24 protein-coding genes and 1 riboswitch are annotated in these 24,807 nt (G+C 65.8%); of the genes, 7 read left to right on the forward strand and 17 right to left on the reverse strand.

Going from position 1 to position 24,807, the window contains the following annotated elements:
• Positions 1–21 precede the first annotated feature (21 nt).
• Entirely contained in the window at positions 22–855 is an 834-nt protein-coding gene (locus EPB08_RS16805) for a CPBP family intramembrane glutamic endopeptidase (protein WP_130620268.1), read from the forward strand.
• Here the strand turns inward: EPB08_RS16805 and EPB08_RS16810 are convergent.
• From EPB08_RS16810 to crcB, 11 genes are all read right to left on the reverse strand, one after another.
• A complete protein-coding gene (locus tag EPB08_RS16810) occupies positions 852–2,051 on the reverse strand; it encodes a DegT/DnrJ/EryC1/StrS family aminotransferase (RefSeq protein WP_130620269.1) in 1,200 nt (399 codons plus the stop codon). The genes EPB08_RS16805 and EPB08_RS16810 overlap by 4 nt on opposite strands.
• Before the next feature lies 1 nt (position 2,052).
• Positions 2,053–2,490, reverse strand: coding sequence for a DMT family transporter (locus EPB08_RS16815; RefSeq protein WP_130620270.1), 438 nt, complete (start codon positions 2,488–2,490; stop codon positions 2,053–2,055).
• 4 nt (positions 2,491–2,494) lie between these two features.
• The gene (locus tag EPB08_RS16820) at positions 2,495–2,860 is read right to left on the reverse strand and encodes an EamA family transporter (RefSeq protein ID WP_130620271.1); all 366 of its coding nucleotides are present in this window, start codon (positions 2,858–2,860) and stop codon (positions 2,495–2,497) included.
• Between the two features lie 9 nt (positions 2,861–2,869).
• Positions 2,870–3,709, reverse strand: a complete 840-nt coding sequence (locus EPB08_RS16825) for an alpha/beta hydrolase (RefSeq protein ID WP_130620272.1) — start codon at positions 3,707–3,709, stop codon at positions 2,870–2,872.
• Between the two features lie 221 nt (positions 3,710–3,930).
• A complete protein-coding gene (locus tag EPB08_RS16830; RefSeq protein ID WP_130620273.1) occupies positions 3,931–4,446 on the reverse strand; it encodes a hypothetical protein in 516 nt (171 codons plus the stop codon).
• A gap of 259 nt (positions 4,447–4,705) precedes the next feature.
• On the reverse strand, positions 4,706–6,943 hold the full coding sequence (gene parC, locus EPB08_RS16835) for a DNA topoisomerase IV subunit A (RefSeq protein WP_130620274.1): 2,238 nt from the start codon (positions 6,941–6,943) through the stop codon (positions 4,706–4,708).
• A gap of 264 nt (positions 6,944–7,207) precedes the next feature.
• Positions 7,208–8,083 carry a TraB/GumN family protein gene (locus EPB08_RS16840; RefSeq protein ID WP_130620275.1) on the reverse strand — a complete coding sequence of 292 codons (876 nt, stop codon included), beginning with the start codon at positions 8,081–8,083 and terminating at the stop codon, positions 7,208–7,210.
• A gap of 20 nt (positions 8,084–8,103) precedes the next feature.
• Positions 8,104–9,147 (reverse strand): proline iminopeptidase-family hydrolase, encoded by a 1,044-nt coding sequence (locus EPB08_RS16845; RefSeq protein ID WP_130620276.1) that lies wholly within the window; start codon positions 9,145–9,147, stop codon positions 8,104–8,106.
• 63 nt (positions 9,148–9,210) lie between these two features.
• The gene (cfa, locus tag EPB08_RS16850) at positions 9,211–10,329 is read right to left on the reverse strand and encodes a cyclopropane fatty acyl phospholipid synthase (RefSeq protein WP_130620277.1); all 1,119 of its coding nucleotides are present in this window, start codon (positions 10,327–10,329) and stop codon (positions 9,211–9,213) included.
• Between the two features lie 88 nt (positions 10,330–10,417).
• On the reverse strand, positions 10,418–10,756 hold the full coding sequence (locus EPB08_RS16855) for a DUF190 domain-containing protein (RefSeq protein ID WP_130620278.1): 339 nt from the start codon (positions 10,754–10,756) through the stop codon (positions 10,418–10,420).
• 8 nt (positions 10,757–10,764) lie between these two features.
• The gene (gene crcB / locus EPB08_RS16860) at positions 10,765–11,151 is read right to left on the reverse strand and encodes a fluoride efflux transporter CrcB (protein WP_130620279.1); all 387 of its coding nucleotides are present in this window, start codon (positions 11,149–11,151) and stop codon (positions 10,765–10,767) included.
• A 64-nt stretch (positions 11,152–11,215) separates the two neighbouring features.
• Positions 11,216–11,298: riboswitch (Fluoride riboswitch) on the reverse strand.
• 89 nt (positions 11,299–11,387) lie between these two features.
• On the opposite strand from crcB, the gene EPB08_RS16865 reads away from it, so the two are divergent.
• Positions 11,388–12,653 carry a multidrug effflux MFS transporter gene (locus EPB08_RS16865; RefSeq protein WP_130620280.1) on the forward strand — a complete coding sequence of 422 codons (1,266 nt, stop codon included), beginning with the start codon at positions 11,388–11,390 and terminating at the stop codon, positions 12,651–12,653.
• A gap of 66 nt (positions 12,654–12,719) precedes the next feature.
• On the opposite strand, the gene EPB08_RS16870 is transcribed toward EPB08_RS16865, so the two are convergent.
• Positions 12,720–14,726 (reverse strand): S1 family peptidase, encoded by a 2,007-nt coding sequence (locus tag EPB08_RS16870; RefSeq protein WP_130620281.1) that lies wholly within the window; start codon positions 14,724–14,726, stop codon positions 12,720–12,722.
• Between the two features lie 192 nt (positions 14,727–14,918).
• Here EPB08_RS16870 and EPB08_RS16875 point away from each other — a divergent pair, with 192 nt between their 5' ends.
• From EPB08_RS16875 to EPB08_RS16885, 3 genes are all read left to right on the forward strand, one after another.
• Complete coding sequence (locus EPB08_RS16875) at positions 14,919–15,797, forward strand: pseudouridine synthase (protein WP_130620282.1); 879 nt, start codon at positions 14,919–14,921, stop codon at positions 15,795–15,797.
• Positions 15,798–15,925: 128 nt separating this feature from the next.
• Positions 15,926–16,996: a class I SAM-dependent methyltransferase gene (locus EPB08_RS16880; protein WP_130620283.1), complete on the forward strand. Its 1,071-nt coding sequence runs from the start codon at positions 15,926–15,928 to the stop codon at positions 16,994–16,996.
• Entirely contained in the window at positions 16,993–17,706 is a 714-nt protein-coding gene (locus EPB08_RS16885; protein ID WP_130620284.1) for a pseudouridine synthase, read from the forward strand. Before EPB08_RS16880 ends, EPB08_RS16885 begins: the two co-directional genes overlap by 4 nt.
• 22 nt (positions 17,707–17,728) lie before the next feature.
• Here the strand turns inward: EPB08_RS16885 and EPB08_RS16890 are convergent, their stop codons facing one another.
• Positions 17,729–17,926, reverse strand: a complete 198-nt coding sequence (locus EPB08_RS16890) for a hypothetical protein (protein ID WP_130620285.1) — start codon at positions 17,924–17,926, stop codon at positions 17,729–17,731.
• Positions 17,927–18,166: 240 nt separating this feature from the next.
• On the opposite strand from EPB08_RS16890, the gene EPB08_RS16895 reads away from it, so the two are divergent.
• Positions 18,167–19,726 (forward strand): protein adenylyltransferase SelO, encoded by a 1,560-nt coding sequence (locus tag EPB08_RS16895; RefSeq protein WP_130620286.1) that lies wholly within the window; start codon positions 18,167–18,169, stop codon positions 19,724–19,726.
• A 10-nt stretch (positions 19,727–19,736) separates the two neighbouring features.
• Here the strand turns inward: EPB08_RS16895 and trxC are convergent, their stop codons facing one another.
• The gene (gene trxC, locus EPB08_RS16900) at positions 19,737–20,174 is read right to left on the reverse strand and encodes a thioredoxin TrxC (RefSeq protein WP_130620287.1); all 438 of its coding nucleotides are present in this window, start codon (positions 20,172–20,174) and stop codon (positions 19,737–19,739) included.
• A gap of 77 nt (positions 20,175–20,251) precedes the next feature.
• On the opposite strand from trxC, the gene EPB08_RS16905 reads away from it, so the two are divergent.
• Positions 20,252–20,719, forward strand: coding sequence for a hypothetical protein (locus EPB08_RS16905; RefSeq protein WP_130620288.1), 468 nt, complete (start codon positions 20,252–20,254; stop codon positions 20,717–20,719).
• A 7-nt stretch (positions 20,720–20,726) separates the two neighbouring features.
• Here EPB08_RS16905 and EPB08_RS16910 read toward each other — a convergent pair whose 3' ends face one another.
• The 3 genes from EPB08_RS16910 to EPB08_RS16920 form a co-directional block, all read right to left on the reverse strand.
• Entirely contained in the window at positions 20,727–22,139 is a 1,413-nt protein-coding gene (locus tag EPB08_RS16910; RefSeq protein ID WP_130620289.1) for a tetratricopeptide repeat protein, read from the reverse strand.
• Complete coding sequence (locus tag EPB08_RS16915; protein ID WP_205746379.1) at positions 22,136–23,536, reverse strand: glycosyltransferase family 2 protein; 1,401 nt, start codon at positions 23,534–23,536, stop codon at positions 22,136–22,138. The genes EPB08_RS16910 and EPB08_RS16915 overlap by 4 nt, the downstream gene beginning before the upstream one ends.
• Positions 23,537–23,888: 352 nt before the next feature.
• Complete coding sequence (locus tag EPB08_RS16920; protein ID WP_130620290.1) at positions 23,889–24,686, reverse strand: SH3 domain-containing protein; 798 nt, start codon at positions 24,684–24,686, stop codon at positions 23,889–23,891.
• Between the last annotated feature and the right edge of the window lie 121 nt (positions 24,687–24,807).

Genomic DNA, 24,807 nt, shown 5'->3' on the forward strand with positions numbered 1-24,807 from the left:
CGTTTGGACGATGTGTTCGTTATGGCCGAGCTCGTTCACTTGCGTCGTCGTGCGAAGGTCTTCCTCGCGTTCGCCTTTGGCATCAGCTGGTGCGCGTGGGGCACCTTGATCCTGCTGGCGCAAGCCCAGGCGACGGCTTACGGCGAATGGCCGTTCATGACGCTGTACGCGCTCGGAGGCCTGGGGCCGACCATCGCGGCCTATGTCTCCGTCTGTCTCACCCGGAGGGAAGCGCCGCTGCGCGAATTCAATCAGCGCGTGTTGCGATGGCGCGTGCGTCCCGTGTGGTACGTGGTGGCGATCGGTTTGCCGATTGCGCTGGCCTTTGTTGCCGTAGGGATCGCCGTCGCGCTGCATCTGGCCGTGTCGAGCCAGCTGGCCATCAAGCCCTGGTATGTGTTCCCGCTGCTGTTTGCCATGACCATCATCGGTGGTGGGCTGGAGGAGTTTGGCTGGCGTGGCGTGACCCAGGATGCATGGGGTCCGATCCTGGGGCAGGCGCGCGCTGCGTTGATGATCGGCCCGATCTGGGCGATATGGCATCTGCCGCTGTTCTTTCTGCCCGGAGTCAGCCAGTACCACGGACAGTTCGGTCCGTTCCTGGTCGGTGTGGTGGGCAACGCCTTGCTGTTCGGCTGGCTCTACAGCCGGACGCGCAGCATCCTGTTGTGCGTGTTCATGCATGCCGCGACCAACGCCATCGTGATGCTTGGCGTGGTGGTGCCGGCCGAGCACGGGATGTCGTTGATCAGCCCGTGCGTGGTGCTGGCGGTGGGAGCGTTGCTCTTTCTGTCGTTCGGCAAGCGCGGCTCGCCAGCGATTGCCGAGGCGCCCGGCGCGGGCCAGCAGGACTAGCCCGTCGCCTGTTCCAGCACCGAGCAGATCGACTCGAACGTCGCATCGTCCAGCCAGGGGCTGTTGGTGATGGTGAGCGAGCGTGCGGCGAAGTCCCGGGCGTTGGGTAACGCCGCATCGGGCACGACGTCACGCAGGTAGCCGTAGTCGGGCAGGGCATGGATGAACAGGCGGCTGACACCGAGGCCCGCCGTCCAGAGCGTTCGCAGCGCCTTGTCGCGCTGGGCCTGGGTGGGAAGCGTCAACAGCAGGAACGGCCACACGCCACGCTGACCGGGAACATCGTCGAACACAGTGATGCCGGCGATGCGCCGCAGGCGCGACACGCGCGGCAGCGCCTGCGTCCGCGTGGCCTCCAGGAAGGCCGGCAGGCGTTCCAGTGCGCGTGCACCGACTGCCTGTCGCCAGTCACTCACGGTGTGCAGCGGAATATCCGGCCCGAAATCGTCGCCGACGGCGGCGACCGGGTCGCCCTCGGCAAGCGCCTTGCGCAACGGGCGGCCATAAGCCAGCGACAGCAGCGAAGGACGATAGGCCAGCGTGTAGCCGATCAGCTCCAGCGCGCGCTGCCAGTCCATCCGCGCATCGGGCCTGATGGTGGCGTCGTGGCTTGCGGCAAAGGCGTCGCGCAGTACCACATCGCGCGTCAGCAGCAGGCCACCTTCGAACAGGGTGAGACCCTTACCTACGGCGAGGCTGAAGAAAGCGGCATCGCCCAGCAGGCCGACACTGCGGCCGTCCTGCATCGCGCCCAGGGCCTGGGCCGCGTCCTCCAGCACATACGCACCCACGCGATGGGCGATGTCGAGGGACGCATTCACGTCGGCGATGCGGCCGGCGAGATGGGTGGGAACGATGGCGAGCGTCTTCGCATTCGCCTGCGTCGCCAGCTGCGCGAGGTCCATGTCGAAATGGTTCGGCGAGAGATCGCACAGGCGCGGCTTGAGGCCGGCGCGATGGATCGCCAGCGCCACCAACGGGCACGTCCAGGCGGGAACGATCACTTCATCGCGTTGCGGGCGCAGGCGATGCATCGCACGCAGCGCCACCACCATCGCGGCAGTACCGGAACATTCGAGCTGCAGGTGCGACACGCCAAGCCAGGCGGCCACGCGTTCGGCGAACGGAGCGCGTCCCGGCCACAGGTCGTTGAGGCGGAGCGGCAGTCCAGCAGTGGGCGGCAGCTCGCGCGTCACGTCAATCGCCCGCAGTAACGCCCAACGCACCCTTGGCTTCGGTGGGCGCGTCGTTTTCGGGATGGGCGCCGCTTTCGGCGAAGGCGAGGCAGACGATGCCGGCGACGATGGTTGCCGCACCGATGATGCGAGGCCACGTCAGCGGTTCATGGAACAGCCACATGGAGAACACCATCACGCTGACCACTTCGAGGTGCGTGACGGCGAAGGCCGGGCCGATGGGCGCGTGCTTGAGCAGCGTCATCCAGGTGAAGAAGTTGCCGACGTAGCCGATCACCGCGACATAGATCCACGGATGACCGAACACGCGCACGATCCACGCCCAGTTCGCTTCGGGCGGAAAGGCGTGGTTGCCGGCGTACTTGAAGCTCAGCTGCACCAGGGTGTCGAACAGCACCAGGATGGTGAAGCCGATGGCGTAGAAGCGGGTGCGACTCATGCGATCAACCTCCGCCAGCCACGCCGACGATGGCCACGCCGGCGGTCACCAGCAGGATGCCGGTCACGCGCAGCGGGGTCAGCTTTTCTTTGAACAGGATGCGGCCGGCGATCATGATCACCACGATGTTGATCGAGCCTAGCAGCACGCCTTCGGACAGATCGACCAGCGAGAGGAAGGCGATCCACACCAGGAATTCGACGACGTAGGACACCACGCCGATCCAGATCCACGGGCGCGCTGCCATGTACTTCCAGCGCGCGACGCCGTCGCCCGCACGCGGATCGCCGGCTGCCGCCTTGAAGGCAAGCTGGCCGACGGTGTCGAGGGTGACGTTCAACAGCCACAGTGCAACGACCAGGGGAGTCATGCGACTTCCTTAGGCGGCAGCGCGGGCGGCGGGTTCGTAGGTGGCGGCGATCTGCTGGAAGAACGCGGCGGAGCGATCGATCAGCACGCGACGTTCGCGGTCGATGGTGATCATGTGATAGCTGTCTTCCAGCCACAGCGTTTCCACCGGACCGGATACCGAGCGCTCCACCAGGTAGGCATTCTCGATGCTGGCGATGTCGTCTTCGGTGGCGTGCGCGATCAGGCAGGGCGCATTGACCCTGGGCAGGTCGCGACGCACCACGGCGGCCATCTTGTACATCTCGGCCAGCGACGGCCACGGGTTGCCTGGCAGGCCGGCCGCGGCGCTGTCGCCGCCCAGCATCAGCGAGCTGATCTGCTGGCGCAGGCGCTCGTCGCGCAGGCCATAGGGCTCTTCCTCGTGCACCATCCAGTTGCGGCCGATGCCGAGCTTGTCGATCAGCGGCAGCAGGAAGGAGAACTTGCCGTACCACGGCGTGGCCCAGCCGTCGTACTTGAAGGTGGCGCCATAGACGCCCACGCCCTTCACCCAGTCGGGATGATCCGCAGCGAGCTTGAGCGCGAGCACCGCGCCCATCGACAGGCCGGCCACGAACAGGTGGTCCACCTCATGGCGGAACTGCTCGGCAGCCTTCTCGACGCTGGCGTACCAGTCCTGCCAGTTGGTGGCGAGCAGGTCCTTCGCATCACCGCAGTGACCCGCCAGCTGCATGCCGTACACGCTGAAGCCGGCGCGGTTCAGGCCCTTGCCGACCAGGCGCATCTCGGCCGGCGTGCCGGTGAGACCGTGAATGAGCAGCACACCGCTGCGACCGCCTTCGAAGCGGAACTCGACGTTCTGGATCACTGGGGAGCTCCGGTGCAGCAGGACGGGGACGTGAGGCTAAGCGACTGGCGCTTGGGGACATTGCAGGAAACCATGGAGCCAGTCTGGAGGCCCCGCCTTTCCAAGAACTTTCGCCCCCCGGAGGCCGCAACAGCGCTCGTTTTCGGCGTATCCGGAGCCTTCAACGTGAACGGTCCCCGACGCCGGAATTCGCGGCATCGGGCGCCGGGGCAGGGCCGGGCTCAGTGGCCGTAATGCGAGTTGCCGCCGCTCACCGAAATGCTCATGCCGCCGGTGGGATGCTGGCAGCTGCCAAAGGCCTGGCTGAGCGTGACACCGCCGGCGGTATAGCTGCCGCTGGTATGGCTGCCCGACATGACGCCCGTGCTGACCGCGCCATGTACCTGGGGCTGGTTGTAGGTGGCGTCGTCGCAGGTGACGGCAGGTGGCTGGCTGATGGCGGCCTGTGAATCGCCCAGCCGACCGCTGGTGTCGCCGTAGTAGGTGCCCGGCGGATCCTTGGCGTAGGCGCTGTTGCCGGGACTGGCCTGGTTGGCCTGGTTCGTGGGTGCCGCGGTGGTCGTGCTGGCCGCGACAGCCCGGCTCGCGTCCGTCTCTACGGGCGTCGCCGTACTGGCGGGCGCGGCCGGTACGTTGGCGGGAATCTTCAGATTCAGCGGCGAGCTGCTGCTTTGCGCCCAGGCGGTCGCGGAAAGCAGGCTGGCAGCGAGGAAGGCGATGGTGCAGGCGGTCTTCATGGAAAAACTCCGGGGACGTACGACCTCTAACGCGCAACCGTCGCCGGTGTGCACACGTTTACGTTCGATCCCGGATGCAGGGCTGAAGTTCCTGCATCCGCCTGCTGCCATGTAGGAGCGCACCCAGTGCGCGAAAAGCCAACAAGGCGGAAACGCGGTAACGGCCATGTCTGACAGGTTCTCACCCAGTGCGCGAACGTGGCGCATCGGAGCGCCGCGGTCGCGCACTGGGTGCGCTCCTACAGGAGGAGCGTACGCGTCAGCCGGTGGTCTCGATACGCTCGACGCGACGCAGCCCCTGCGGCAACAGGCCGCCGCGGGTGGCGCGGTTGCCGCCGTACTCGACCAGGTCCGACCACTTCAGCGTGAGCTTGCGCTGGCCGGCGAAGAGCGTCACCTGGCCCTTGCCCTCGGCGACCACGGCAACACCGACGACCTTGATGCCCGCCGTGAGCTTGGCCTTGGGCACGTCGATCAGCTTGTTGCCCTTGCCCTTGTCCAGTTCCGGCAGCTCGGCCACCGAGAACATCAGCAGATGGCCTTCGGTGGTGACCACCACGATGCGGTCGCGCGCCGGATCGGCACTGACCTGCGGTGCGAGCACCTTGGCGCCATCGCCCAACGTGATGATCTGCTTGCCCGCCTTGTTGCGGCCGGTGAGCGCCTCGAAGCGGGTCACGAAGCCGTAGCCATGGTCGGTGGCGAGGATCAGGCGGGTGTCGTTGTCGCCGGCGGCCAGCGCGTCGAAGCTGGCGCCCGACGGCGGGCTGAAACGGCCGGTCAGCGGGTCGCCATTGCCGCGTGCGGACGGCAGCGTGTGTGCCGGCGTCGAGTAGCTGCGGCCGGTGGAGTCGATCACCGCGATCTGCTGTGTGGTGCGTGCCTTCACGGCGGCGAGCAGGCTGTCGCCTTCGCGATAGTTGAGGCCGTCGGCGTCGATGTCGTGGCCCTTGGCGGCGCGGATCCAGCCCTTCTGGCTGAGCACCACGGTCACCGGTTCGCTGGCGACCAGCGCGCTTTCGTCCAGCGCCTGTGCGGCTACACGCTGCACCAGCGGCGAGCGGCGGTCGTCACCGAACTTGGCGGCGTCGGCGCGCAGTTCTTCCTTGATCAGGCCCTTGAGCTTGGCCGGCGACTTCAGCAGCACATTGATGCGCGCGCGTTCCTCTTCCAATTGGTCGCGCTCGGCATTGATCTTCATTTCCTCGAGGCGGGCCAACTGGCGCAGCCTGGTCTCGAGGATGTAGTCGGTCTGTTCCTCGCTAAGGCGGAAGCGCGCCATCAGCACCTGCTTGGGCTCGTCCTCGGTGCGGACGATGCGGATCACCTCGTCGAGGTTGAGGTAGGCGATGCGCAAACCTTCCAACAGGTGCAGGCGGCGCTCGACCTTGGCCAGGCGATGCTCCAGGCGGCGCGTCACCGTGGTGGTGCGGAACTGCAGCCACTCGCCGAGGATGCGCTTGAGATCCTTCACCTGCGGACGGCCGTCCAGGCCGATCATGTTGAGATTGATGCGGAAGCTCTTCTCCATGTCCGTGGTGGCGAACAGGTGCTGCATCACCTCGGCCGCGTCGATGCGGTTGGAGCGCGGCACCACCACCAGGCGGATCGGATTCTCGTGGTCGGACTCGTCGCGCAGGTCCTCCACCATCGGCAGCTTCTTCGCACGCATCTGCGCGGCGATCTGCTCGAGGATCTTGGACGGGCTCACCTGGTGCGGCAGCGCCGTGATGACGATGTTGCCGTCGTCCATATGGTAGACGGCGCGGGCGCGCACGGTGCCGGTGCCGCCCTGGTACATCGCCAGCAGCTCGTTGCGCGGGGTGATGATCTCCGCTTCGGTCGGGTAGTCCGGACCCTGGATGTGCTCGCACAGGTCGGCGACGGTAGCGTCCGGATCATCCAGCAGGCGGATGCAGGCGCTCACCACTTCGCGCAGGTTGTGCGGCGGGATGTCGGTGGCCATGCCCACGGCGATGCCCATCGAACCGTTGAGCAGCACGTGCGGCACGCGCGCCGGCAGCCAGCTGGGTTCTTCCAGCGTGCCGTCGAAGTTCGGCACCCAGTCCACCGTGCCCTGGCCGAGTTCGCCCAGCAGGGCTTCGGCGATCGGGCTCAGGCGCGACTCGGTGTAGCGCATCGCGGCGAAGCTCTTCGGGTCGTCCGGCGAGCCGAAGTTGCCCTGGCCGTCGACCAGCGGGTAGCGGTACGAGAACGGCTGGGCCATCAGCACCATCGCCTCGTAGCACGAGGTGTCGCCGTGCGGATGGAACTTGCCGATCACGTCGCCGATGGTGCGGGCGGACTTCTTCGGCTTGGCCGTGGCGGCCAGGCCCAGCTCGCTCATGGCGTACACGATGCGCCGCTGCACCGGCTTCAGGCCATCGCCCACGAAGGGCAGGGCGCGGTCCAGCACCACGTACATCGAGTAGTCGAGATACGCCCGCTCGGCGTACTCCTTGAGCGGGATCTGTTCGAAATTGGCTTGCAGATTCATGCGGTTACGTCGTTCGCCTGCGCGCGGGCGGCGCGCTTAACCGGGGGATGGTGCCAGAAAGGGGGGATGGGGGGCGAGGGGGGGGTGTGGGCCGACCTATCGACGTCACCCTGTAGGAGCGCACCCAGTGCGCGAAAAGCCAACAGGGCGGAAATGCGGGATCGGCTGGTCCCTAAGGGGGGGGCTCCCCATCTGCGCGGCCGCGGCGTATCGGGGCGCTGCGGTCGCGCACAGGGTGCGCTCCCACAAGGGAAGGCTGGGGCTTCAGTCGCGGATGCGGCTGCTCTCGACGCCCAGCTTGCGCAGCTGTGCCTGCACGCTGTCCGGCCCGGCCAGATGACCGGCGCCGACCGCGATGAAGCTCACCCCGGGTTGCTTGAGGCGTTCGGCGATGGTCCTGGCCCAGGCTTCGTTACGCTCGACGATCAGGCGCTGGTACAGCATCGGGCTCTCCTTGCGCAGGTCCTCGTCCTCGACCTTGGCGATGGCGTCGGTGTCGCCACGACGCCAGGCGTCGACCAGCTCGCGCAGCTTGGCAGGGCCGTCGGCCACTTCCTTGAACGACTGGCGCAGGAAGTCCAGCTGCATGGCCTCGGGCAGGTCGGCCAGCATGAGGATCTGCTTCTCGGAGGTTTCCAGCCCGTCGACCGGCTTGCCGGCCTGCTGCATGCGCGCCTTGAGCTGCTTGTCCACGCCCTGGCTGGGGTCCATGCCGGACTGCACCAGTGGCGCCACGGTAAGCGTCAGCGCGGCCAGCCAGGGTCGCATCGGCTGCAGCGAGGCCACGCCACCAGGCACCTTGGCATCGGTGGCGGCCTTTTCCAGGCGATGCATGTCGCGATCGTCGAGCTTGGTCGACAGCGGGTGGCTGAAGTCCACGCCGTGCTGCATCACCAGTGCCTGCATCGCCGGGCTGTCGTCGTCGACGATCTCGATGCTCAGCCGCTGGCTGTCGGCGAGCGCCTTGTCCAGCGAGGGCGAGCCCCAGTTCGTATCCGACGGCAGCAGGTGCACGGTGCCGAACAGGTAGATCGTGGCCTCGCCCTGCTTGACGACCCACAGGCCGGGCTGGGCGAACGCCGTGGCGACCAGCAGCAGGTTGAGGACGAGGGCAGTGCCAAGACGGACGAGCAATTTCACTACGACTCCTGTGGCGCGCCTCACGGCGAGGCGGCCGGCTGGTTCTCGACGGCGAGCAGGAAGCGCGTCAGGCCGTCGAAATAGGTTTGCTGGTCATCGTACATCGCCATGTGGCTGCCCTTGGGGCAGAGCAGGAACTGACCGTGCGGCAAACTGGCCGCCATCGCCTTCATGTAGCGAGGGTCCATGGTGTCGTACTTCGCGCCGATCACCAGGGTGGGCACGGTGATCCTGTGCAGGTCCTTGCTGCGGTCCCAGTGCTCCAGCCTGCCGCTCGCGCCCAGTTCGCTGGGGCCCTGCATCAGTGCGTAGATCTGATCATTCATGTGAGCGAAGGCGCGATTGACCGGGTCGGGCCACTGCGCCTGCGGCATGCGCAGCACGTGCTGCTCGTAGTGCATGGGCCCAAGAATGGCCATGTAGCGCGGATCGTCGGTATGCCCGCTGGCCTCCATCTGCTTCACCTCGGCCAGCTGCTTCGGGTCCATCGCCGGTTCCAGCACGTCGCGGGCGTAGGCGTTGTAGGCGGGAATGGAGTCCATCATGTTGGAGATGACCAGGCACTTGAGGTGCTGCTGGTACTTCAGCGCGTATTCGATCGCGAGCACGCCGCCCCAGGAATGGCCGAGCAGGCAGAAGTTGTCCTTGTCCAGGTGCAGTGCCTGGCGGACCTGTTCCACTTCATCGACGAAGCGATCCGTCGTCCACAGCGACTCGTCCTTGGGCTGGTCGCTATAGGCCGAGCCAAGCTGGTCGTAGTAGTAGTACTCGATGCCTTCCTTCGGGAAATAGCTGTCGAAGGCCTCGAAATACTCGTGCGTGGCGCCGGGGCCACCATGCAGCAGCAACACCTTGAGCTTCGGGTTGTTGCCCACGCGCTTGGTCCAGACGTGGAACTTGCCCTTGGGCGTGCTGATCTCGATCTGCTTGACGCCGCCGCCGAGCACGTCGTCGTGGCCCGTGCGGTCGAAATAGGAGGCCAGCGTTGGCGGCGTCTGAGCGGCCAGGCCCAGGCCTGACCATGCGCAACCGATCACGAACAGCAGGAGCAGGCGTGCCTTCATGAGTACTTTCCCCCCGGAACAGTTTGCGCACTATCGTCCGCGGTCACCGGAGGTGCAAGCCGATCAGCGAGGCACGCGATAGCCGCCCGGTATGCCGTGCGGACTCAGCGTGAGCTGCCAGAGCTGGTCGCGGCGGCTGCGGAATATGGCGGCGGATACCGACAGGTAGAAATGCCACATGCGGCGAAAGCGGCCGTCATAGTTTTTGGAAAGCTCCGGCCAGGCGGCGTCGAAGTTGGCGCGCCATGCGGTGAGCGTGCGGTCGTAGTCCGCGCCGAAGTTGTGCCAGTCCTCCACCACGAACAGGTCCTGCAGCGCGGCGGTTACCTGTGAGGCAGCGGGGATCATCGAGTTCTGGAAGATGTATTTCTCGATCCACGGGTCGGGGCGGCTTGGTGTGCCGTTGCTGCCGATGCAGTGAAGCAGGAACAGGCCGTCGTCGCGGATGCAGCGGCGCGCCACTTCGAAGTAGGTGCGGTAGTTCAGGGCACCGACGTGTTCGAACATGCCGATGGAGAAGACCGCGTCGAAAGGTTCATCGAGTTCGCGGTAGTCCTGCAGGCGGATATCCACCGGCAGTCCGGTGCACAGCTCGCGGGCAAACTCGGCCTGCTCCTGCGACACGGTGACACCGACGCCCTTCACGCCGTAGTTTTCCACGGCGTACTTGAGCGCCTCGCCCCAGCCACAGCCGATGTCCAGCACGCGTTGGCCGGGCTGCAGCCGCAGCTTGCGGCAGATCAGGTCGAGCTTGGCGACCTGTGCATCGTCCAGGTTGTTCGCTTCGGCCCAGTAGCCGCAGGAATACACCAGCCGCTTGCCCAGCATGGCCTGGAAGAGGTCGTTGCCGCGGTCGTAGTGGGTCTTGCCGATCTCGAACGCGTGTTCGCCACGCTGCAGGTTGATGAAGCGTGCCTTGAGATGGGCGAGCAGCGTGTCCAGCGACTTCAGCTCGGTATCCAGGCGGGCACCGAGCATGCGGGTGAACATGCCCGCCAGGTCATCGGCGTCCCACCAGCCATCCATGTAGCTTTCGCCCAGGCCCAGGGAGCCGTGGGCGAAAACGCGTGCATAGAGGCGCTTGTCGTGCACTCGCATGTCGGTCGGTGCGGAGCCGTCGAGGCGGATGCCGGCGTGCTCAAGCAGGGTGGCAGCGCGTGATTTGAGTGAATCCTGGCTCATGCGTTCCTCGTGTAGCGTGACGAAGAAGTAGCTGGCGTGAATTCAGTCCGTCACCCCGAAACTCACCCGGGCGGCGGGCAGGGCTTCATCATGCCGTGCTACCGGGCTTACCCAACGTACCGAAGCTCGCGGGGCTGATGGCGTAAACCGCATCGATGCCGACAGCACGTACGGTATCGAGCAAGGACTTGGCCTGCTGTGTGCCGAGCATAAATTCCACTTTCACGGTGAGGTCATCGGCGAGCTCGAAGAACTGCTCCTCGTGCAACACCCCATGCCTTCCGTATCCACAGATCGCCCGGAAAGCCGACCCGCCGCCGATGCCATGCTTCTTCGCATGTTCCAGCAGCCATTCGTAAACGAGCTTGCCTTCGTGCCGGGCACGCGTATGGCAGTAGAAGCTGATCAGGACGCCTTGGGTTTCCATGCTTCCTCCTAGCTGCGCAACACGGCGCGGGTGAGGGCAATGCCGGAGATGGTCATCGCGATGGAACCGACCAGGTGCAAGGCCAGGTGCCCACCGAACCAAAGATACTGCTGGCGCAGCAGCAGGGTGGTGGACTCGGCCGAGAACGTGGAGAACGTGGTAAGGCCGCCGAGGAAACCGGTTGCCGCGAACAGGCGCAGCTCCGGCGGCAGGGTCTGGAAGTGATCGAAGATGCCCAGCACGACACCCATCAGCAGTCCGCCGATCAGGTTGGCGGCCAGGGTGCCCAGCGGCACCGTGGGAAAGACGGGGTTGAACAGCACGCCGAGGGTCCAGCGCAGCCAGCAGCCCAGCGCTCCCCCGATGCCAACAGCCACAAAACCGGTAAAGCCCACGTTCGTCTCCTCAAGTCATGGGGACTTCCCGGAAACAGGCACGCGCCTGCGCCCCGGGAGATCCGGCGGTGCAGGCATCATCAACCCTAAGGTGGTTTGCCCCGTGCGCATGGCCGGAGCGGGAGGCATGCCATCTCCCTGCGGCCCATGCTAGCGGATGATTGGCCGAACGTCATGGCTCGGGCCGACGGGCGGCGCAGCTATACTTCGCGTTCCTCGCTCGCCTGCGCCTTGCCATGACTTCTACCCCGCGCCCCGTCCGGCGCAGCCTGCCTTGGCTGCTGGCGGGACTGTCGATGATCGGCCCGTTCTCGATCGACGCCGTGTTCCCGGCGTTTCCGCTGATCGGCAGCCACTTCGGGGTGGACAGCACGCAACTGCAGCAGATGATCAGCATGTACCTGATCACGTATGCGGTGATGAGCCTCTTCCACGGCGCCATTGCCGATGCTATCGGGCGCAAGCCGGTCATCGTGGCGGGCATGGTGGTCTACTCACTGGCGTCGGCCGGCGCGGCGATGTCCACTTCCTACACCATGCTGCTGTCCTGCCGTGCGCTGCAGGGCGTGTGCGCGGGTGCGGGCCTGGTGGTGGGCCGCGCCGTCGTGCGCGACAGCCTGGAGGGCGCGGCGGCCCAGCAGCTGATGTCGCGCGTGATGATGATCTTCAGCGTGGCGCCGGTGATCGCGCCCATCGTCGGCGCGCAGCTGCTGTTCCTCAACGGCTGGCACGGCATCTTCTGGGTGTTGATGGGCTTCACCCTGGTGCTGGCGGTGGCGCTGGTGTTGTTCCTGGAAGAGACGCATCCGCCGTCGGCGCGCACGTCCTTTCACCTTGGGGACCTGGTACGCGGCTATATGAGCTTTGGGCAGGACCGCGTGTTCTGGCCGTTGCTGATCTCGCTGTCGGTGAACTTCGCCGGGCTGTTCCTCTACATCTCCTCGGCGCCGCATATCGTGCGCGACCTGCTGCATCTGTCTGCGCAGGGGTTCCCGTGGCTGTTCCTGCCGGTGGTGGGTGGCCTGGTGCTGGGTGCGTGGCTGTCGGGGCGCCTGGCCAGCCGGCGCAGCGTGGTGTACACGGTCAACCTCGGCTATGCGGCGCTGCTGTCGGCGTGTGCGTTGCACGTACTGATCGCGCTGGTGACCACCGATCCGGTGCTGCCGTGGTCGGTGCTGCCATTGGTGTTGCATGGCGTGGGCGTCCAGCTGGCGTTCCCGACGCTGACGTTGCTGTTGCTCGATCGTTTCCCGCACCGGCGCGGCGGCGCATCGTCCGTCCAGGCGTTCTGCAGCCTGCTGCTGTGCGCGTTCATTGCGGGCGTGATGTCGCCCTTGCTGTCGAGCCGCATGCTCTACCTCGCATTGGGTGCCAGCACGCTCACCCTGATCGGCTGGTGGGCATGGCGCTGGTACCAGCGCGTGACGCCCCGGTCGCCACCGGCCTCGCGCGTGCCGACGCTGGAAACGGAACTGCAGGCCGAAGTCGCCGAGTCCCACTGAGCTTCCCGGCGCGTTGCGTCATCAGCCGGGAGACAGGCGCTCATGCCAGGTCTCCCGGACGCAGCCTCAGTGCTCGCTGATCTGCACGTCCTTCATCAGCAGGTCGAGCTTGCCCTTCATGGTGTCTTGCGGGCGCGGGCCGTCCACGCCGTAGAACGCCGTATACAGGACCCCCGGTTGTGCCGGCGCCGATACCTGCGTGCCGCCCACGGTGCCGATATAGGTCATGTCGTTTTCGCTGTAGGGCACGCCGTCATCGGGGTGACTGCGCTGGACGATCTTGCCCCAGGAGTTGCGATAACTGTCGTCGAGATCCTCGGAGGGGGCGATGTGGCGGTTGAAGCTGATCTGTTCGGCGTTGTCGATGTTGGACTTCACCACCACGTTGCTGACGTCCCAAACCACCTTGCCGTGATCCTCGAAGTAGGACATGCCCAGCACCAGCTCGCTGTTCTGGTCGATCTTCTGCAGATCCGGCGTATAGGCAAAGCCCAGGCGCCTTGAGCGGTAGTGGAAGTCGTTGCCATAGTCGAAGCGGATCGCGATGTCCGACAGCACGGCGGGCAGCAGGTCGGTGTTGGCCAGGTATTCCTTCCACTGCGCCAGCGTGCCGCTGTAGGCGAGATAGGTGAAATCGGTGAGCGCCTTGAGATCGCCCATTTCCTCGTGTTCATTCTTGGCGGGAGCGATGCGCATCATCGCGGCGTAACCATCGGGTACCGGGAGCAGGAAGGCGATCAGCACGGAGTTGTCGTAGGCGATCGGCCACTCGCGCACCTGCCAGCGACGCTGGTACGCGTCGGTGAACTGGCGTTCGACCGAAGGCTTGCCCAGCGAGGTCACCTTCACCTGCTCGGCCCCCACGTGGCGCTGCAGCGGAGCAGCCTTGAGCAGCAGATCCATGAACAGTTTCGAATCGCCGTAGAGCTGCTTGCTGGTGACGTCGTCGGGCTTGCGCATGTGGAACATCAACTGGCTGCCGACCACCGCCTTGGCCACGTAGCCGTTGTGCGCGAGAGAACTCTTGGTCTCGTTGGTGCCGGCGATCACCCAGATGCCGTTGCTGCCGCGATGGAGCAGGGTGGGAAAGGTGTCGAGGTTGGAGCCGGTATGCAGCAGGCGGCTGGAACCCGGGCCCTTGGGGAACATGGTGGTGACGTTTTCCACCAGCAGGTCGTGCAGCTGCTGGTCGGCACTTGCGTTGTAGGCCTTCTGGAACGCCGTGCTGAAGTCGGCAAAGCTCTTGGGCAGCGCGAATTCGGTCTTGAAACGTCCGGACTGCTTGCTGTCGATCACATCGAGCTGATACAGGCCGCGCGTGTCTGCCACCGCGAGGTTGGCCGGGGCCTTGAGCACCAGGTCGATCGGCAGCGCGTAGTTGAGGTTTTCGTCGGGCGACTTCATCAGCACCACGCCGATGACCTTGCCGTCCTTGTCCAGCAACGGGCCGCCGCTGTTGCCCGGCGAGGCGGCCGCGGAAAAGCGCATCCATTGCCAGCGGCCGTCTTCTTCCTCCGGTGTCTGGGAGGTGTAGAGGCCGTCGCGGATCACGATGCCGGTGCCCAGGGCGTTGCCTACCGCGTAGACCACGTCGTTCATGGACGCATGGGTGTTCGGTTCCAGCGGCGTCACCTTCGGCGGGTCCTTGAGCGTGAACTCGACGAAATCCTGTTGCAGCGAGAAGCGCGTGACCGTGTCGATCGCGAACACGTGGCCGCTGGCATCGCGCAGCGCGGGCTCGCCCATCAGATTGTCGATGCCCAGCGAGAGCACATGGCCGGCGGTCACGAAATGGTTGTCGCCCAGCGCAAAGGCCGTGCCGACCGAGTAGTACTTGTCGTTGCGCTGCTGGAACGGCAGCTGGTCGAACGGCAGCGGCCTTTCGTAGGTCAGTGGATCGTTCACCGGCTTGGGGATCACCACTTCGAACGTGGCCGCCTGGACGCGCGGCAGTTCGGAGGGATCGAGCGTGGCGGCACGCAGCACCGGCGCGATGAAGAGCCAGGCGAGCAGGGCGCCGGTCCGGAGGCTGGTTGCCGCGACGTGCCGAAGGCGGGTGGTCCGCTGATCCATGTGTTCCCCTCGATGTTGCTGGCGCTCGGGTGGCGCCGATCCCAGACCGGAGTGTAGCGAAGGTCCGGTGCGGCGAAAGGGTGCACGGATGACGGTCATGACGGCGTCTGTTTCATGCCGCCTGACGGCCATGTCGGGTATCCCGCCGGGCACCGCTGGCACTAAGCTCGCTCCACCGCCAGGGAGCGATACATGCCCGATCCGATCGCCGCCAGCACGCTGCAATTGCCGCCCGGTCCCTGGGCGACGGTGCTGGATGCGCTGTGCGCGCATTTTCCGCAGATCGGCCGCGAGCGATGGGTGGATCGTTTTGCCCGAGGGCGCGTGCAGGATGAGACCGGCGTGCCGCTGGCGCCGGATGCACCGCACCGGGTTGGCCTGTGCGTGCGCTATTTCCGCGAGGTGCCGGACGAGGCGCCCATTCCTTTCCGCGAAATCCTGCTGCATGTCGACCGGCACCTGGTGGTGGTCGACAAGCCGCACTTCCTGCCGGTGACACCCGCGGGCGGCTTCGTGCTGGAGACGCTGTTGAACCGGTTGGTGCGCAAGCTCGGCAACCCGGACCTGGTGCCGCTGCATCGCATCGATCGCCACACGGCTGGGTTGGTGCTGTTCTCCGCGAACCCCGCCAGCCGTGCTGCCTATCAGTCGCTGTTTCCCGAGCGCCGTATCGAAAAGGATTACGAAGCCTGGGCGCCGCCGTTGCCCGGGCTGACGTTCCCGCTCGTGCGCCGTTCGAAGATCGAGCCAGGCGAGCCATTCTTCCGCATGCGCGAAGCCGGGGGCGAGCCGAACAGCGAGACACGGATCGACGTGATCGAGCGCGCGGACCACCTCTGGCGTTATGCGCTGCAACCGGTGACGGGGCGAAAGCATCAGTTGCGCGTGCACATGGCCGGGCTGGGTGCGCCGATTCTCAACGATCCGTTCTATCCCGAGCTGCCCGACTCGGCACAGGACGACTACGCGCGGCCACTGCAACTGCTGGCGAAACGGCTGTCCTTCATCGATCCGCTGGACGGCAAGGCGCGGGAGTTCGTCAGCGAGCAGACCTTGCTGCGGCCCGAGTAAGCCTTCCTGCAAGCAGCCATTCCAGCGGTGCCCGACCTCGCGCCTGGGATAGGCGTGTCCGGGATCGGGCGCAAAGCCGTTGCCAGGCCGCTAAAATAGGCCTCTGCCATTGCCGGGACTCTCCCTACGTGACATCCGCCGCGTTCTCTACGGCCGCCCCTGATGCGGCGCTGGAGGCCTTGTTCGTGCCGTTCGAAGCGGGCGCATTGCGCCTGCCGGCGGATGGGCGCGTACTGTTCCTGCGAGCGCGCGACGGTTTCCGCTTGCGCGAAATGGCGCGTCCGGGCTGGGTCTGTGAGCAGAGCTTCAAGCCGTTCGCGGAAGCGCTGCAGCGCAGTGGCCTGCGGGTCGGGGAGCAGGGCAGCACCGAACGGTTTCCACTTGTGGTGTTGCTGCCGCCCCGGCAGCGGGACGAAGCGCGCGCCTTGTTCGCCCAGGCGGTGGCTCGCGTTGCGCCGGGCGGCGTCGTGCTGGCCGCGGTACCCAACGCGGAAGGCGCCAAGTCCGCTGAAAGTGATCTCGCCCGCCTGGCGGGTCCACTGGAGCAGCTCTCCAAGCACAAGTGCAGGGTGTTCTGGGCATCGCCCACGAGCGACGGCGTGGATGCAGGCTTGCAGGCTGACTGGCTCGCGCTCGACGAACCGCGGCGCAACGAGGCGGGCTACCTGAGCCGGCCCGGATTGTTCGCCTGGGATCGCGTGGATGCGGCATCGGCATTGCTGGCGACCCATCTGCCTGCCGATCTGGCGGGTCGGGTTGGCGATCTTGGCGCCGGTTACGGCTATCTCTCGACGCAGGTGATCAGCCGCTGCGCCGGCGTCACCGCGCTGGACCTTTACGAGGCCGAAGCGCGAGCGCTGGAGCCGGCGCGGCTCAATCTCGAGAAAGCGCAAGGCGAAAGCGGCAGGCGCGTCGACGTCGCATTGCACTGGCACGACGTGACCCAGGGGCTGTCGCAGCGCTTTGACGCCATCGTCAGCAATCCACCGTTTCATCAGGGGCGCGAAGACCTGCCGCAACTTGGTCGCGCCTTCATCCATGCGGCGGCCGATGCATTGCTGCCACACGGGCGTTTCTGGCTGGTGGCGAACCGGCATCTTCCCTACGAGGCCGCGCTGGCTTCTCGTTTCAACGAAGTGCGCACCGTGACGGTGCAGGAAGGATTCAAGGTGATCGAAGCTCGCGGAGTACACGCATGAAACTGGTGAAGCTGATCGCCAACCTTGGCTATGGCAGCCGCAAGGACGTGGCCATGATGTTCCGCGAAGGCCGCGTCACCGACCCGGACGGCGAAGTGCTGTATGCCGATGACAAGGTGCCTCACGAGCACATCCGCATCGACGACGAACCGCTCGATCCGCCGACAGGCCTCGCGCTGATGATGAACAAGCCGCTGGGTGCCACGTGTTCGCGCAAGGACCAGGGGCGCGTGGTCTATGACCTGCTGCCGCCGCGCTACCGCGTAAGGGATCCTGCGCTGTCCACCGTGGGGCGGCTTGATCGCGACACTTCAGGACTGTTGCTGTTCACCGACGACGGCGGCTTGCTGCATCGGATCATTTCGCCCCGTGCGCAGGTAGCCAAGGTGTACGAGGCGACCCTGGGGCAGGACCTGCGCGGCGATGAAGCGGCCGTATTCGCCAGCGGCACGTTGATGCTCGAATCGGAGAAAGATCCGCTGGAGCCGGCGGTGCTCGATGTGCTTGAGCCGCGCCGTGCCCGACTCACGCTGACGGAAGGTCGCTATCACCAGGTGCGACGCATGTTCGCTGCGGTTGGCAACCACGTCGAAACGCTCACGCGTGTTTCGGTGGGCGCGTTGACCCTGGGGGATCTTGCGGCAGGGGAGTGGCGGGCGCTCGGTCAGGACGATGTGGCGCGCATCTTTGCGTCGCCGTCGCGCGATTGATCGCGACGGCGAGGCGGTGTGATCAGCCGAGCTGTTGTTCGCGACGGCGCGCGAGCTCGTCTTCCCTGCGCGACTGCGCGCCGGGTTGCCAGGAGACCAGCGTGAAGCTGGCGTCGTCCCGGGTGGGCTTTTTTCGTGCGTCCTGCGTGTCCCGATGAAGCATCCCTGCTACCAGCTGCATTCCGCGCTCGATGGCGGAACGGGCAAGAAGCATGTGCATGTTGTATGGACTCCCGGCTGCCCCTGTGCAGCCGTTGAGTGCATCTAATCAGCTTCACGTGCGATACACAAATGCCAATGGTCACTGAATTTCACCGTAAAAATGCGGGATTACTGTCACATTCTTCACATACGTGAAGGTCCGGCGCTAGCGCCCATGCCAGGCAAGGACTTGCAAGGCGAACCTCGCGCGCCGATATAGCTTCAGTCAGCCTTCCGATCCAAAAAATTCCCGCTACAGATGCGATCTCTCCATTTCGACAACGCCTTCATTCGCGAGCTACCTGGCGATCAGGAGCAAGGTTCGCGACAGCGTCAGGTGCTTGGCGCCCTGTATTCGTCGGTGCAGCCCTCGCCGGTAACCGCGCCTCGCGTGGTCGCATGGTCGCGCGAGATGGCACACACGCTCGGATTAAGCGAGGTGGACATCGCGAGCGGTGAGTTCGCCCAGGTGTTCGGCGGCAACGCGCTGCTCGAAGGGATGGCCCCCTATGCCGCCAATTACGGCGGCCATCAGTTCGGCGTGTGGGCGGATCAGCTCGGTGACGGACGGGCGATTTCGCTGGGCGAGCTGCTCGATGAGGATGGGCTCCGCTGGGAACTGCAGTTGAAAGGGGCAGGGCGCACACCTTATTCGCGCGGGGCCGATGGTCGAGCCGTGCTGCGCTCTTCGGTCCGCGAATTCCTCTGCAGCGAGGCGATGCATCACCTCGGCGTGCCCACGACACGCGCGTTGAGCCTGGTCGTCACCGGTGACTCGATCGTGCGCGACATGTTCTACGACGGCCACCCGCAGGAAGAACCCGGTGCCATCGTGTGCCGCGTGGCGCCTTCGTTCATCCGCTTCGGCAACTTCGAACTTCCGGCGGCGCGGGGCGACGTGGCGCTGTTGCGCCAGCTGGTGGACTTCACCATCGCGCGTGACTATCCCGGGCTGCACGGGGAGGGTGAAGCGCTTTACGCCGAGTGGTTCGCGCAGATCTGCGAACGCACCGCGATCATGGTGGCCCACTGGATGCGCGTCGGGTTCGTACACGGCGTGATGAACACCGACAACATGTCCATCCTCGGCCTCACCATCGACTACGGTCCCTATGGCTGGATCGACAACTTCGATCCGGAGTGGACGCCCAACACCACCGACGCGGGACGGCGCCGTTACCGCTTCGGCCAGCAACCGAACGTGGCGTGGTGGAACCTGAGCCGCCTGGCGATGGCGCTGTCGCCGCTGTTTGAGGGCGTCGAGCTGCTGCAGGCCGGGTTGGATCGCTATGCCGCCGCGTACGCCGCTGCCGATCGGGATTCGATCGCCGCCAAGCTGGGTTTCGCCGCTTGCCGCGATGACGACGTGGACCTGATGCGCTCGCTGCATGATTTGCTGGCGGAGGCCGATGTCGACATGACGCTGTTCTTCCGCGCCCTGGCCGATGTCGATCCGCAACAGCCCTCACTGGCGCCGTTGCGAGAGGCGTTCTATGACGACGCGCTGCGTACCACCGCCGAGCCGGCCTTTCTCGCGTGGCTGGCGCGTTACGCGGCGCGTGCGCTGGACGATACGTTGCAAGGGGATGAGCGCCGTGCGCGCATGAATGCGGCCAATCCCCGTTATGTGCTGCGCAACTATCTGGCGCAGGACGCGATCGACCGCGCCACGCAGGGCGACTACAGCGGCATCGACGAACTGCTGGACGTCATGCGCCGCCCCTACGACGAACAACCCGGGCGCGAACGCTTTGCGCAAAAGCGCCCCGAGTGGGCCATGCACAAGGCGGGCTGCTCGATGCTTTCGTGCAGCTCGTAAGTACGCGCTTTTAGTGCAGCGCGTTGGACAGGAACTGGCGCAGCTGCATGGGGTTGAGTGCGCCCGCCTGACGCGCGATTTCACGGCCACCGCGGAAAACCAGCAGCGTGGGAATGCTGCGGATGCCATAACGCTGCGCCAGCGCCGGCTGTGCCTCGGTATCCACCTTGGCCAGTCGCAGCTGCGGCTCCAATGCGCGCGCCGCGTCTGTGAAGACGGGAGCAAAGTTGCGGCAGGGGCCGCACCAGGGGGCCCAGAAATCCACCACCACCGGCAGGTCGCCTCGACCCGCGATCGCGTCGAAATTGGTCGTGGTGAGTTCTGTCGGATGACCTTCGAACAGCGCCTGCTTGCAGCGTCCGCATACCGGATGCTCGCCGATCCGTTCGGATGGCACGCGGTTGAGCGCGCCGCAATGGGGGCAGGGGATATCCAGCGTGGTGGACATGGCGGACCTCGATAACGAACACTCGTTGCCGCGTCAGATGGTGATGACGGCGCCCCGAAACAAGGTGGAGGGCTGGCATGGGTGGCAGTCGCGAGCGCTCGAAGGCAACACGGCTGGCCGTGCTGCTGGGCATCTGCTGGACCTCGCCCAACAGCCTGCTGGGGCTGCTGGCTGGCTTTGCGTGCACGCCGTGGGGAGCGCGTCCGCACTGGCGGCGTGACGAATGCGCGTTGGTATTCCAGCGTATGCCATGGCGTGGCGTGGGCGGCGCGCTCACGCTGGGCAATGTGATCCTGCATACCGGCGACGAACTGGATACGCCCTGCATCACCTACGCCCATCGCGCCGGTGCGGGTGAGGAACCGATCATCTCGCTGGCTGATCACGAGCGCGCCCATGTTTACCAGTACATGGTGCTTGGGCCGCTGTTCCTGCCGTTGTACGCCCTGCATGGCGGCGTCAGCGCGCGCAACCGCTTCGAGCGGGCGGCGGATCGTTACGCGCTTTGCGGTGTTGGTTGGTGGCCCTGGCCGGGCCGCGGCTAGTTCACATTCAAAGCGGGTAGCGCACGGACAGGTTCACGCTGTTGCACCAGTAACCGGAGCCGCCACCGTTCGCCGACGCAGCCGAGCTGCGCCCGACCTGCAGTTCCATTCGCCCGTTGCCGGGCAGTCGGCCGTTGAGGGAGGCGCCGATCGTGTAGACACTGGCGCTGGCGCCATCGGTGACCTGGCGTCCGACCGAGGCCACGCCGCGCACCTTCCATTCCTGGCTGAGGCTGTACACGCCGACCAGGCCCACCTGTGCCGTGCGGTAGTTGGCCGGGTTGAAGTACACGCCGTGGCTGGGCTCGCTGCTGTGGAAGATGCGTGCGGAGAATTCCGCGCCGATCGCGCCGCCGGTATCGGGGATGTCGTACGGGCTCAGCAGGACCTTCAGCGTGCCGCCGTCGCGATGGTTGCCGTCGCTGAAGTCCTGGCGGTAGTAGGTAGGAAGGATGTACCAGCGCGAGGCCGGGCGCAGGCTCGCGCCAAGGCTGTAGACGTCGTAGATGAGGCGGTCGGCGATGGCGGTGTCGGTCGGCACCGGCGCGCGCTCGGCGCCAGTCGACAGGCTGAAGCTGTCGCTGGGCTGCAGCGTCCAGCGAGCCATGCCTTGCAGGTAATCCCAGCTGCCGCTGCGACCCGGACCCAGGTCGAGGTCGATGCGGTTGTTGTCGCCCAGGTGCAGTTCACCGAGCAGCGAAAGATCATTGAGCCGGTAAGCCTGCAGGTCGTCCTCGACATGCGTGGTGCCGGCCGCTACGCCCCAGCGCTGTGTCCAGCCGTCATGGCCGGTGGGCGCGAAGCGATATGCGCCGCCGACGTGCCAGGTATCCAGGCCATCGCTGTCGTGGCTGTAGGCAAAGTCGCCTTCCACCTGCGATGACAGCGCGAGCCGCACGTCGTCGCTGAGCAGGCGGTACTGCGTGGCCAGGTAACCCTGGGTGGTCGGTGCAGGTGCCGCGTCGAGGTAGCTCGCGCTGCGGTCTTCCCAGCCAAGCGATTGGGTGGCACGCATCAGTTCGACGGTGGGTCGCGTTTCGCCCATGGCGATGGGCGCCACCAGGGCGTAGGCCGCGCGCGGATAGTCCTGCGCATTCAGCGCCTGGGCGAGGCCGGTATCGGCGGCCTGCCGTGCACGCGTGTCGGCGGCTTCCTTCTGCGCGACGCGGAACGCGTCGGCTGCTGCCGGGTACTGGCCGAGCCATAGCGTGGACTGCCCCAGCCCCATGGCCGCCGCGTAGCGGTCGTCATTCGAGCCGCCGTCCTGTGCCAGTGCCGCTGCGAACAGCGTGCGCGCACGCTCCGGATGATTGTCGATAAGCGCAGCGCGACCGGCCTGGATATCGCTGGCGATCGAAGCCGTCTGCGCATGTGCTGCAGGCAGCAGCAACAGCGCAAGCAGAGGGAGGCCTCGATTCATTTCGTGCCCCAGCGCTTGCGCATTCTGAATACTTCGGCCACGTAACCCATCACGCACCCGGGTTGCAGCACGACACCGTAGAACAGCGTGTACATCAACAAGCCGAACGGGTTGCGACGTACCTTGAGGTCCTGCGCATGGAACATGCGCGACTGGATCGCGTACATCAGGTAGTTGACCAGGCCGGCCATCGGCAGCACCAGCAGGGTCATCGGACCGGCCAGCCAATAGATGCCGAAGCACGCGAGCAGCATGCCCGGAATGAAGACCAGCGTGTAGACCAGATCCATATAGGGGAACAGCAGGTTCCACCAGATGAAGATCGTGCTCATGCGGCGACGGAACAACAGGCCACCATGCAGCTTGAAAGCTTCGATAAGCCCGCGCGACCAGCGCTGGCGCTGGCGGATGAACTGGCGCAGCGTGGTCGGCGCGTTGGTGAAGGTGATGGCGTCTTCGCAGTAACCCACGCGATGACCATCGCGCAGGATGGCCCAGGTGAGCACGATGTCTTCGCCCACGCACTCCGGCCACCCGCCGACCACGCGCAGGATGTCGGTGCGATACAGCGAGAATGCACCCTGCGCGACCAGCGTGCCCTGGAACAGGCTCTGCAGGCGCTTCACCGCGGCGATGCCGTGGAAGTAGTCCCACTCCTGCATGCGCGTGACCAGGTTGACGCGCGAGTTGCGCACCAGCACGGCGCCGGCGACGGACGCCGTGTTCGGCGGATCGCTCATGTAACGCTCCACCAGCCGGCGCAGCGCATGGCGGTAGAGGTAGGAGTCGGCGTCGAGCGTGATGGTGAGCGGATACGAAGCGTGGCGCAGTCCGACGTTCAGCGCCTTGGCCTTGCCACCGTTGCACTTGAGGTCGATGACGTGCAGCCAGGGGAAGGACACGCTGCGCAGGCGCTCCATGGTGCCGTCGGTCGAGCCGTCGTTGATCACCATGACTTCGATGGGGCCGGGATATTCCTGCTTGGCGATGCTCGCGATGGTGCTGAGGATGGACTCTTCCTCGTTGAACGCGGCCACCAGCACAGTGATGCCGGGCAGGTCGCTATCGGCGAAGCGCGAGCGCGGCGGACGGCGATCCACCAGCAGGCCGACCACCAGGAACGCATTCATGAAACCAGGGAGGATGGCGATACCGAAAATCATCACATGCGCCATCACGCTGCCGACCACGGTGGCGAGTTCATGGATCCAGCGCTGGGCCAGCATGTAGGAGGCCACGCCCCAGGCGATCGAGAGGGTCAGCGTCAGCACGAACTTGAAGCGTACCGACAGGTAGGACCGGCGGTGCACCCTGCTGTCGTTGGCGGCGTCCATCGGCAGCGAAGCGGATTTTGCCTTGGATGGCTGATCCCGCCACGCTTCCGCATTGATGCTCATGAATGCTCCGATCGTCTGATGGCTTGCCGCAGGTACGAGCGGTCCCTGCCCGCCGGATCGTCGTTCCGGTGGGAGAAGTGCTCGTCCGGTGGTTCCGGCTGGGTGACCCTCGCTCACCTGGCGAGTGGTTGGCCCGTAATTCCCTGAGGATTTCAGGGCAAGAGTCGTGCCAGCCGGGCACGGTCGAGGAGTGTCCGGGAATGGCGGGTTTTCCGGGTAAAACCGGCCCCCGCGTCGCCGCTGGCAAGGCTGGGCGGAAGCGGCGCGAGGGGTTCGAGCGACGCCTTGGGTCAATGCGTGACAAAAAAAGCCGCGGCTGGGCCGCGGCTTTTTCGGGAGGACGGGGACGGGATCAGTGCCCGTTGTCGTCCTGCTTCTTCGGCTCCGGATGCGGGGCCGGCTTCTGGCCGCCGTGGTTGTCGCCTTGTGGCGGGCGATGCTCCTGCACCGGCGGATGGGAGCCTCCGCTCGGAGGACGACCCACCGGCTGGCCGTGGCCCTCGGCGGGCTGCGGCGGTCGGTTGGCGGAAGGCGCAGGCCGGTAGGTTGACGACGGTGGGCGATTCTCCGGGCGATTCACCGGCGGACGGTTCTCGGGCGGGCGTGCAGGTTGCGGCCGATAGTTGGCCGAAGGCACGGGCTGGACGCCCGGACCCGGCGGTCGACGAGCTTCCGGCGGCGGCTGGCGGCCCGGGCCCGGAGGCGGTCGATCATGGTCCCCTCCATGCCAACCCGGCGGACGCGGCGCAATAGGGTGGCTGTACCAGCGATCGCGATCCCGATAGAACGGCCGGTCACGGTAGTAGTGGTCCCAGTACACGCCGATGGAGAAGGCGATGATGGGGATGCCGATACGCGGGCCGTAATCGGCCACGATCACCGGTTGGTTGTCGTAGGTGTACTGCACGAACGTACCGGCGACCCAGCCGCGCATGCCCATCGTGATCACGTCGCACCAGGTCCATCCGTCGAGGCAGCCCTGGATGGCCACGGGTGTGCCCGCAGGCAATTGGGCAACGGCGGGATAGCCAATGTCGGGGCCGGAGTAAAGATCGACGTAAGAGGTGACCACGCCACTGGCGCCTTGTGCGGCGGCCGGGCCCGCAAGGACCAACGAAAGCAGAATCGTGCACTGTTGTATGCGTCGCATCGAAGTCTCTTCGTGTGTATGCGACCCGATGAGACCCCCGCCTACGAGAAGACATCGTCAATCCTGTGTAAGCGGACTGGCAAGCCTTCAGGAAGGACAACGCTGGGAAAACGCAGCGAAG

This window comes from Dyella amyloliquefaciens, assembly GCF_004296575.1.
Lineage (GTDB): Bacteria > Pseudomonadota > Gammaproteobacteria > Xanthomonadales > Rhodanobacteraceae > Dyella > Dyella amyloliquefaciens.

Bases quoted from the DNA above. Each gene is read 5' to 3' on its own strand.
- EPB08_RS16870 (WP_130620281.1), bottom strand. From the start codon at position 14,726: ATGGATCAGCGGACCACCCGCCTTCGGCACGTCGCGGCAACCAGCCTC.
- EPB08_RS16910 (WP_130620289.1), bottom strand. From the start codon at position 22,139: ATGAATCGAGGCCTCCCTCTGCTTGCGCTGTTGCTGCTGCCTGCAGCA.
- trxC (WP_130620287.1), bottom strand. From the start codon at position 20,174: ATGTCCACCACGCTGGATATCCCCTGCCCCCATTGCGGCGCGCTCAAC.
- EPB08_RS16875 (WP_130620282.1), top strand. From the start codon at position 14,919: ATGCCCGATCCGATCGCCGCCAGCACGCTGCAATTGCCGCCCGGTCCC.
- EPB08_RS16805 (WP_130620268.1), top strand. From the start codon at position 22: ATGGCCGAGCTCGTTCACTTGCGTCGTCGTGCGAAGGTCTTCCTCGCG.
- EPB08_RS16915 (WP_205746379.1), bottom strand. From the start codon at position 23,536: ATGAGCATCAATGCGGAAGCGTGGCGGGATCAGCCATCCAAGGCAAAA.
- EPB08_RS16895 (WP_130620286.1), top strand. From the start codon at position 18,167: ATGCGATCTCTCCATTTCGACAACGCCTTCATTCGCGAGCTACCTGGC.
- EPB08_RS16865 (WP_130620280.1), top strand. From the start codon at position 11,388: ATGACTTCTACCCCGCGCCCCGTCCGGCGCAGCCTGCCTTGGCTGCTG.
- EPB08_RS16815 (WP_130620270.1), bottom strand. From the start codon at position 2,490: ATGAGTCGCACCCGCTTCTACGCCATCGGCTTCACCATCCTGGTGCTG.
- EPB08_RS16905 (WP_130620288.1), top strand. From the start codon at position 20,252: ATGGGTGGCAGTCGCGAGCGCTCGAAGGCAACACGGCTGGCCGTGCTG.
- EPB08_RS16820 (WP_130620271.1), bottom strand. From the start codon at position 2,860: ATGACTCCCCTGGTCGTTGCACTGTGGCTGTTGAACGTCACCCTCGAC.
- cfa (WP_130620277.1), bottom strand. From the start codon at position 10,329: ATGAGCCAGGATTCACTCAAATCACGCGCTGCCACCCTGCTTGAGCAC.
- EPB08_RS16885 (WP_130620284.1), top strand. From the start codon at position 16,993: ATGAAACTGGTGAAGCTGATCGCCAACCTTGGCTATGGCAGCCGCAAG.
- EPB08_RS16830 (WP_130620273.1), bottom strand. From the start codon at position 4,446: ATGAAGACCGCCTGCACCATCGCCTTCCTCGCTGCCAGCCTGCTTTCC.
- parC (WP_130620274.1), bottom strand. From the start codon at position 6,943: ATGAATCTGCAAGCCAATTTCGAACAGATCCCGCTCAAGGAGTACGCC.
- EPB08_RS16855 (WP_130620278.1), bottom strand. From the start codon at position 10,756: ATGGAAACCCAAGGCGTCCTGATCAGCTTCTACTGCCATACGCGTGCC.
- EPB08_RS16890 (WP_130620285.1), bottom strand. From the start codon at position 17,926: ATGCACATGCTTCTTGCCCGTTCCGCCATCGAGCGCGGAATGCAGCTG.
- EPB08_RS16845 (WP_130620276.1), bottom strand. From the start codon at position 9,147: ATGAAGGCACGCCTGCTCCTGCTGTTCGTGATCGGTTGCGCATGGTCA.
- EPB08_RS16920 (WP_130620290.1), bottom strand. From the start codon at position 24,686: ATGCGACGCATACAACAGTGCACGATTCTGCTTTCGTTGGTCCTTGCG.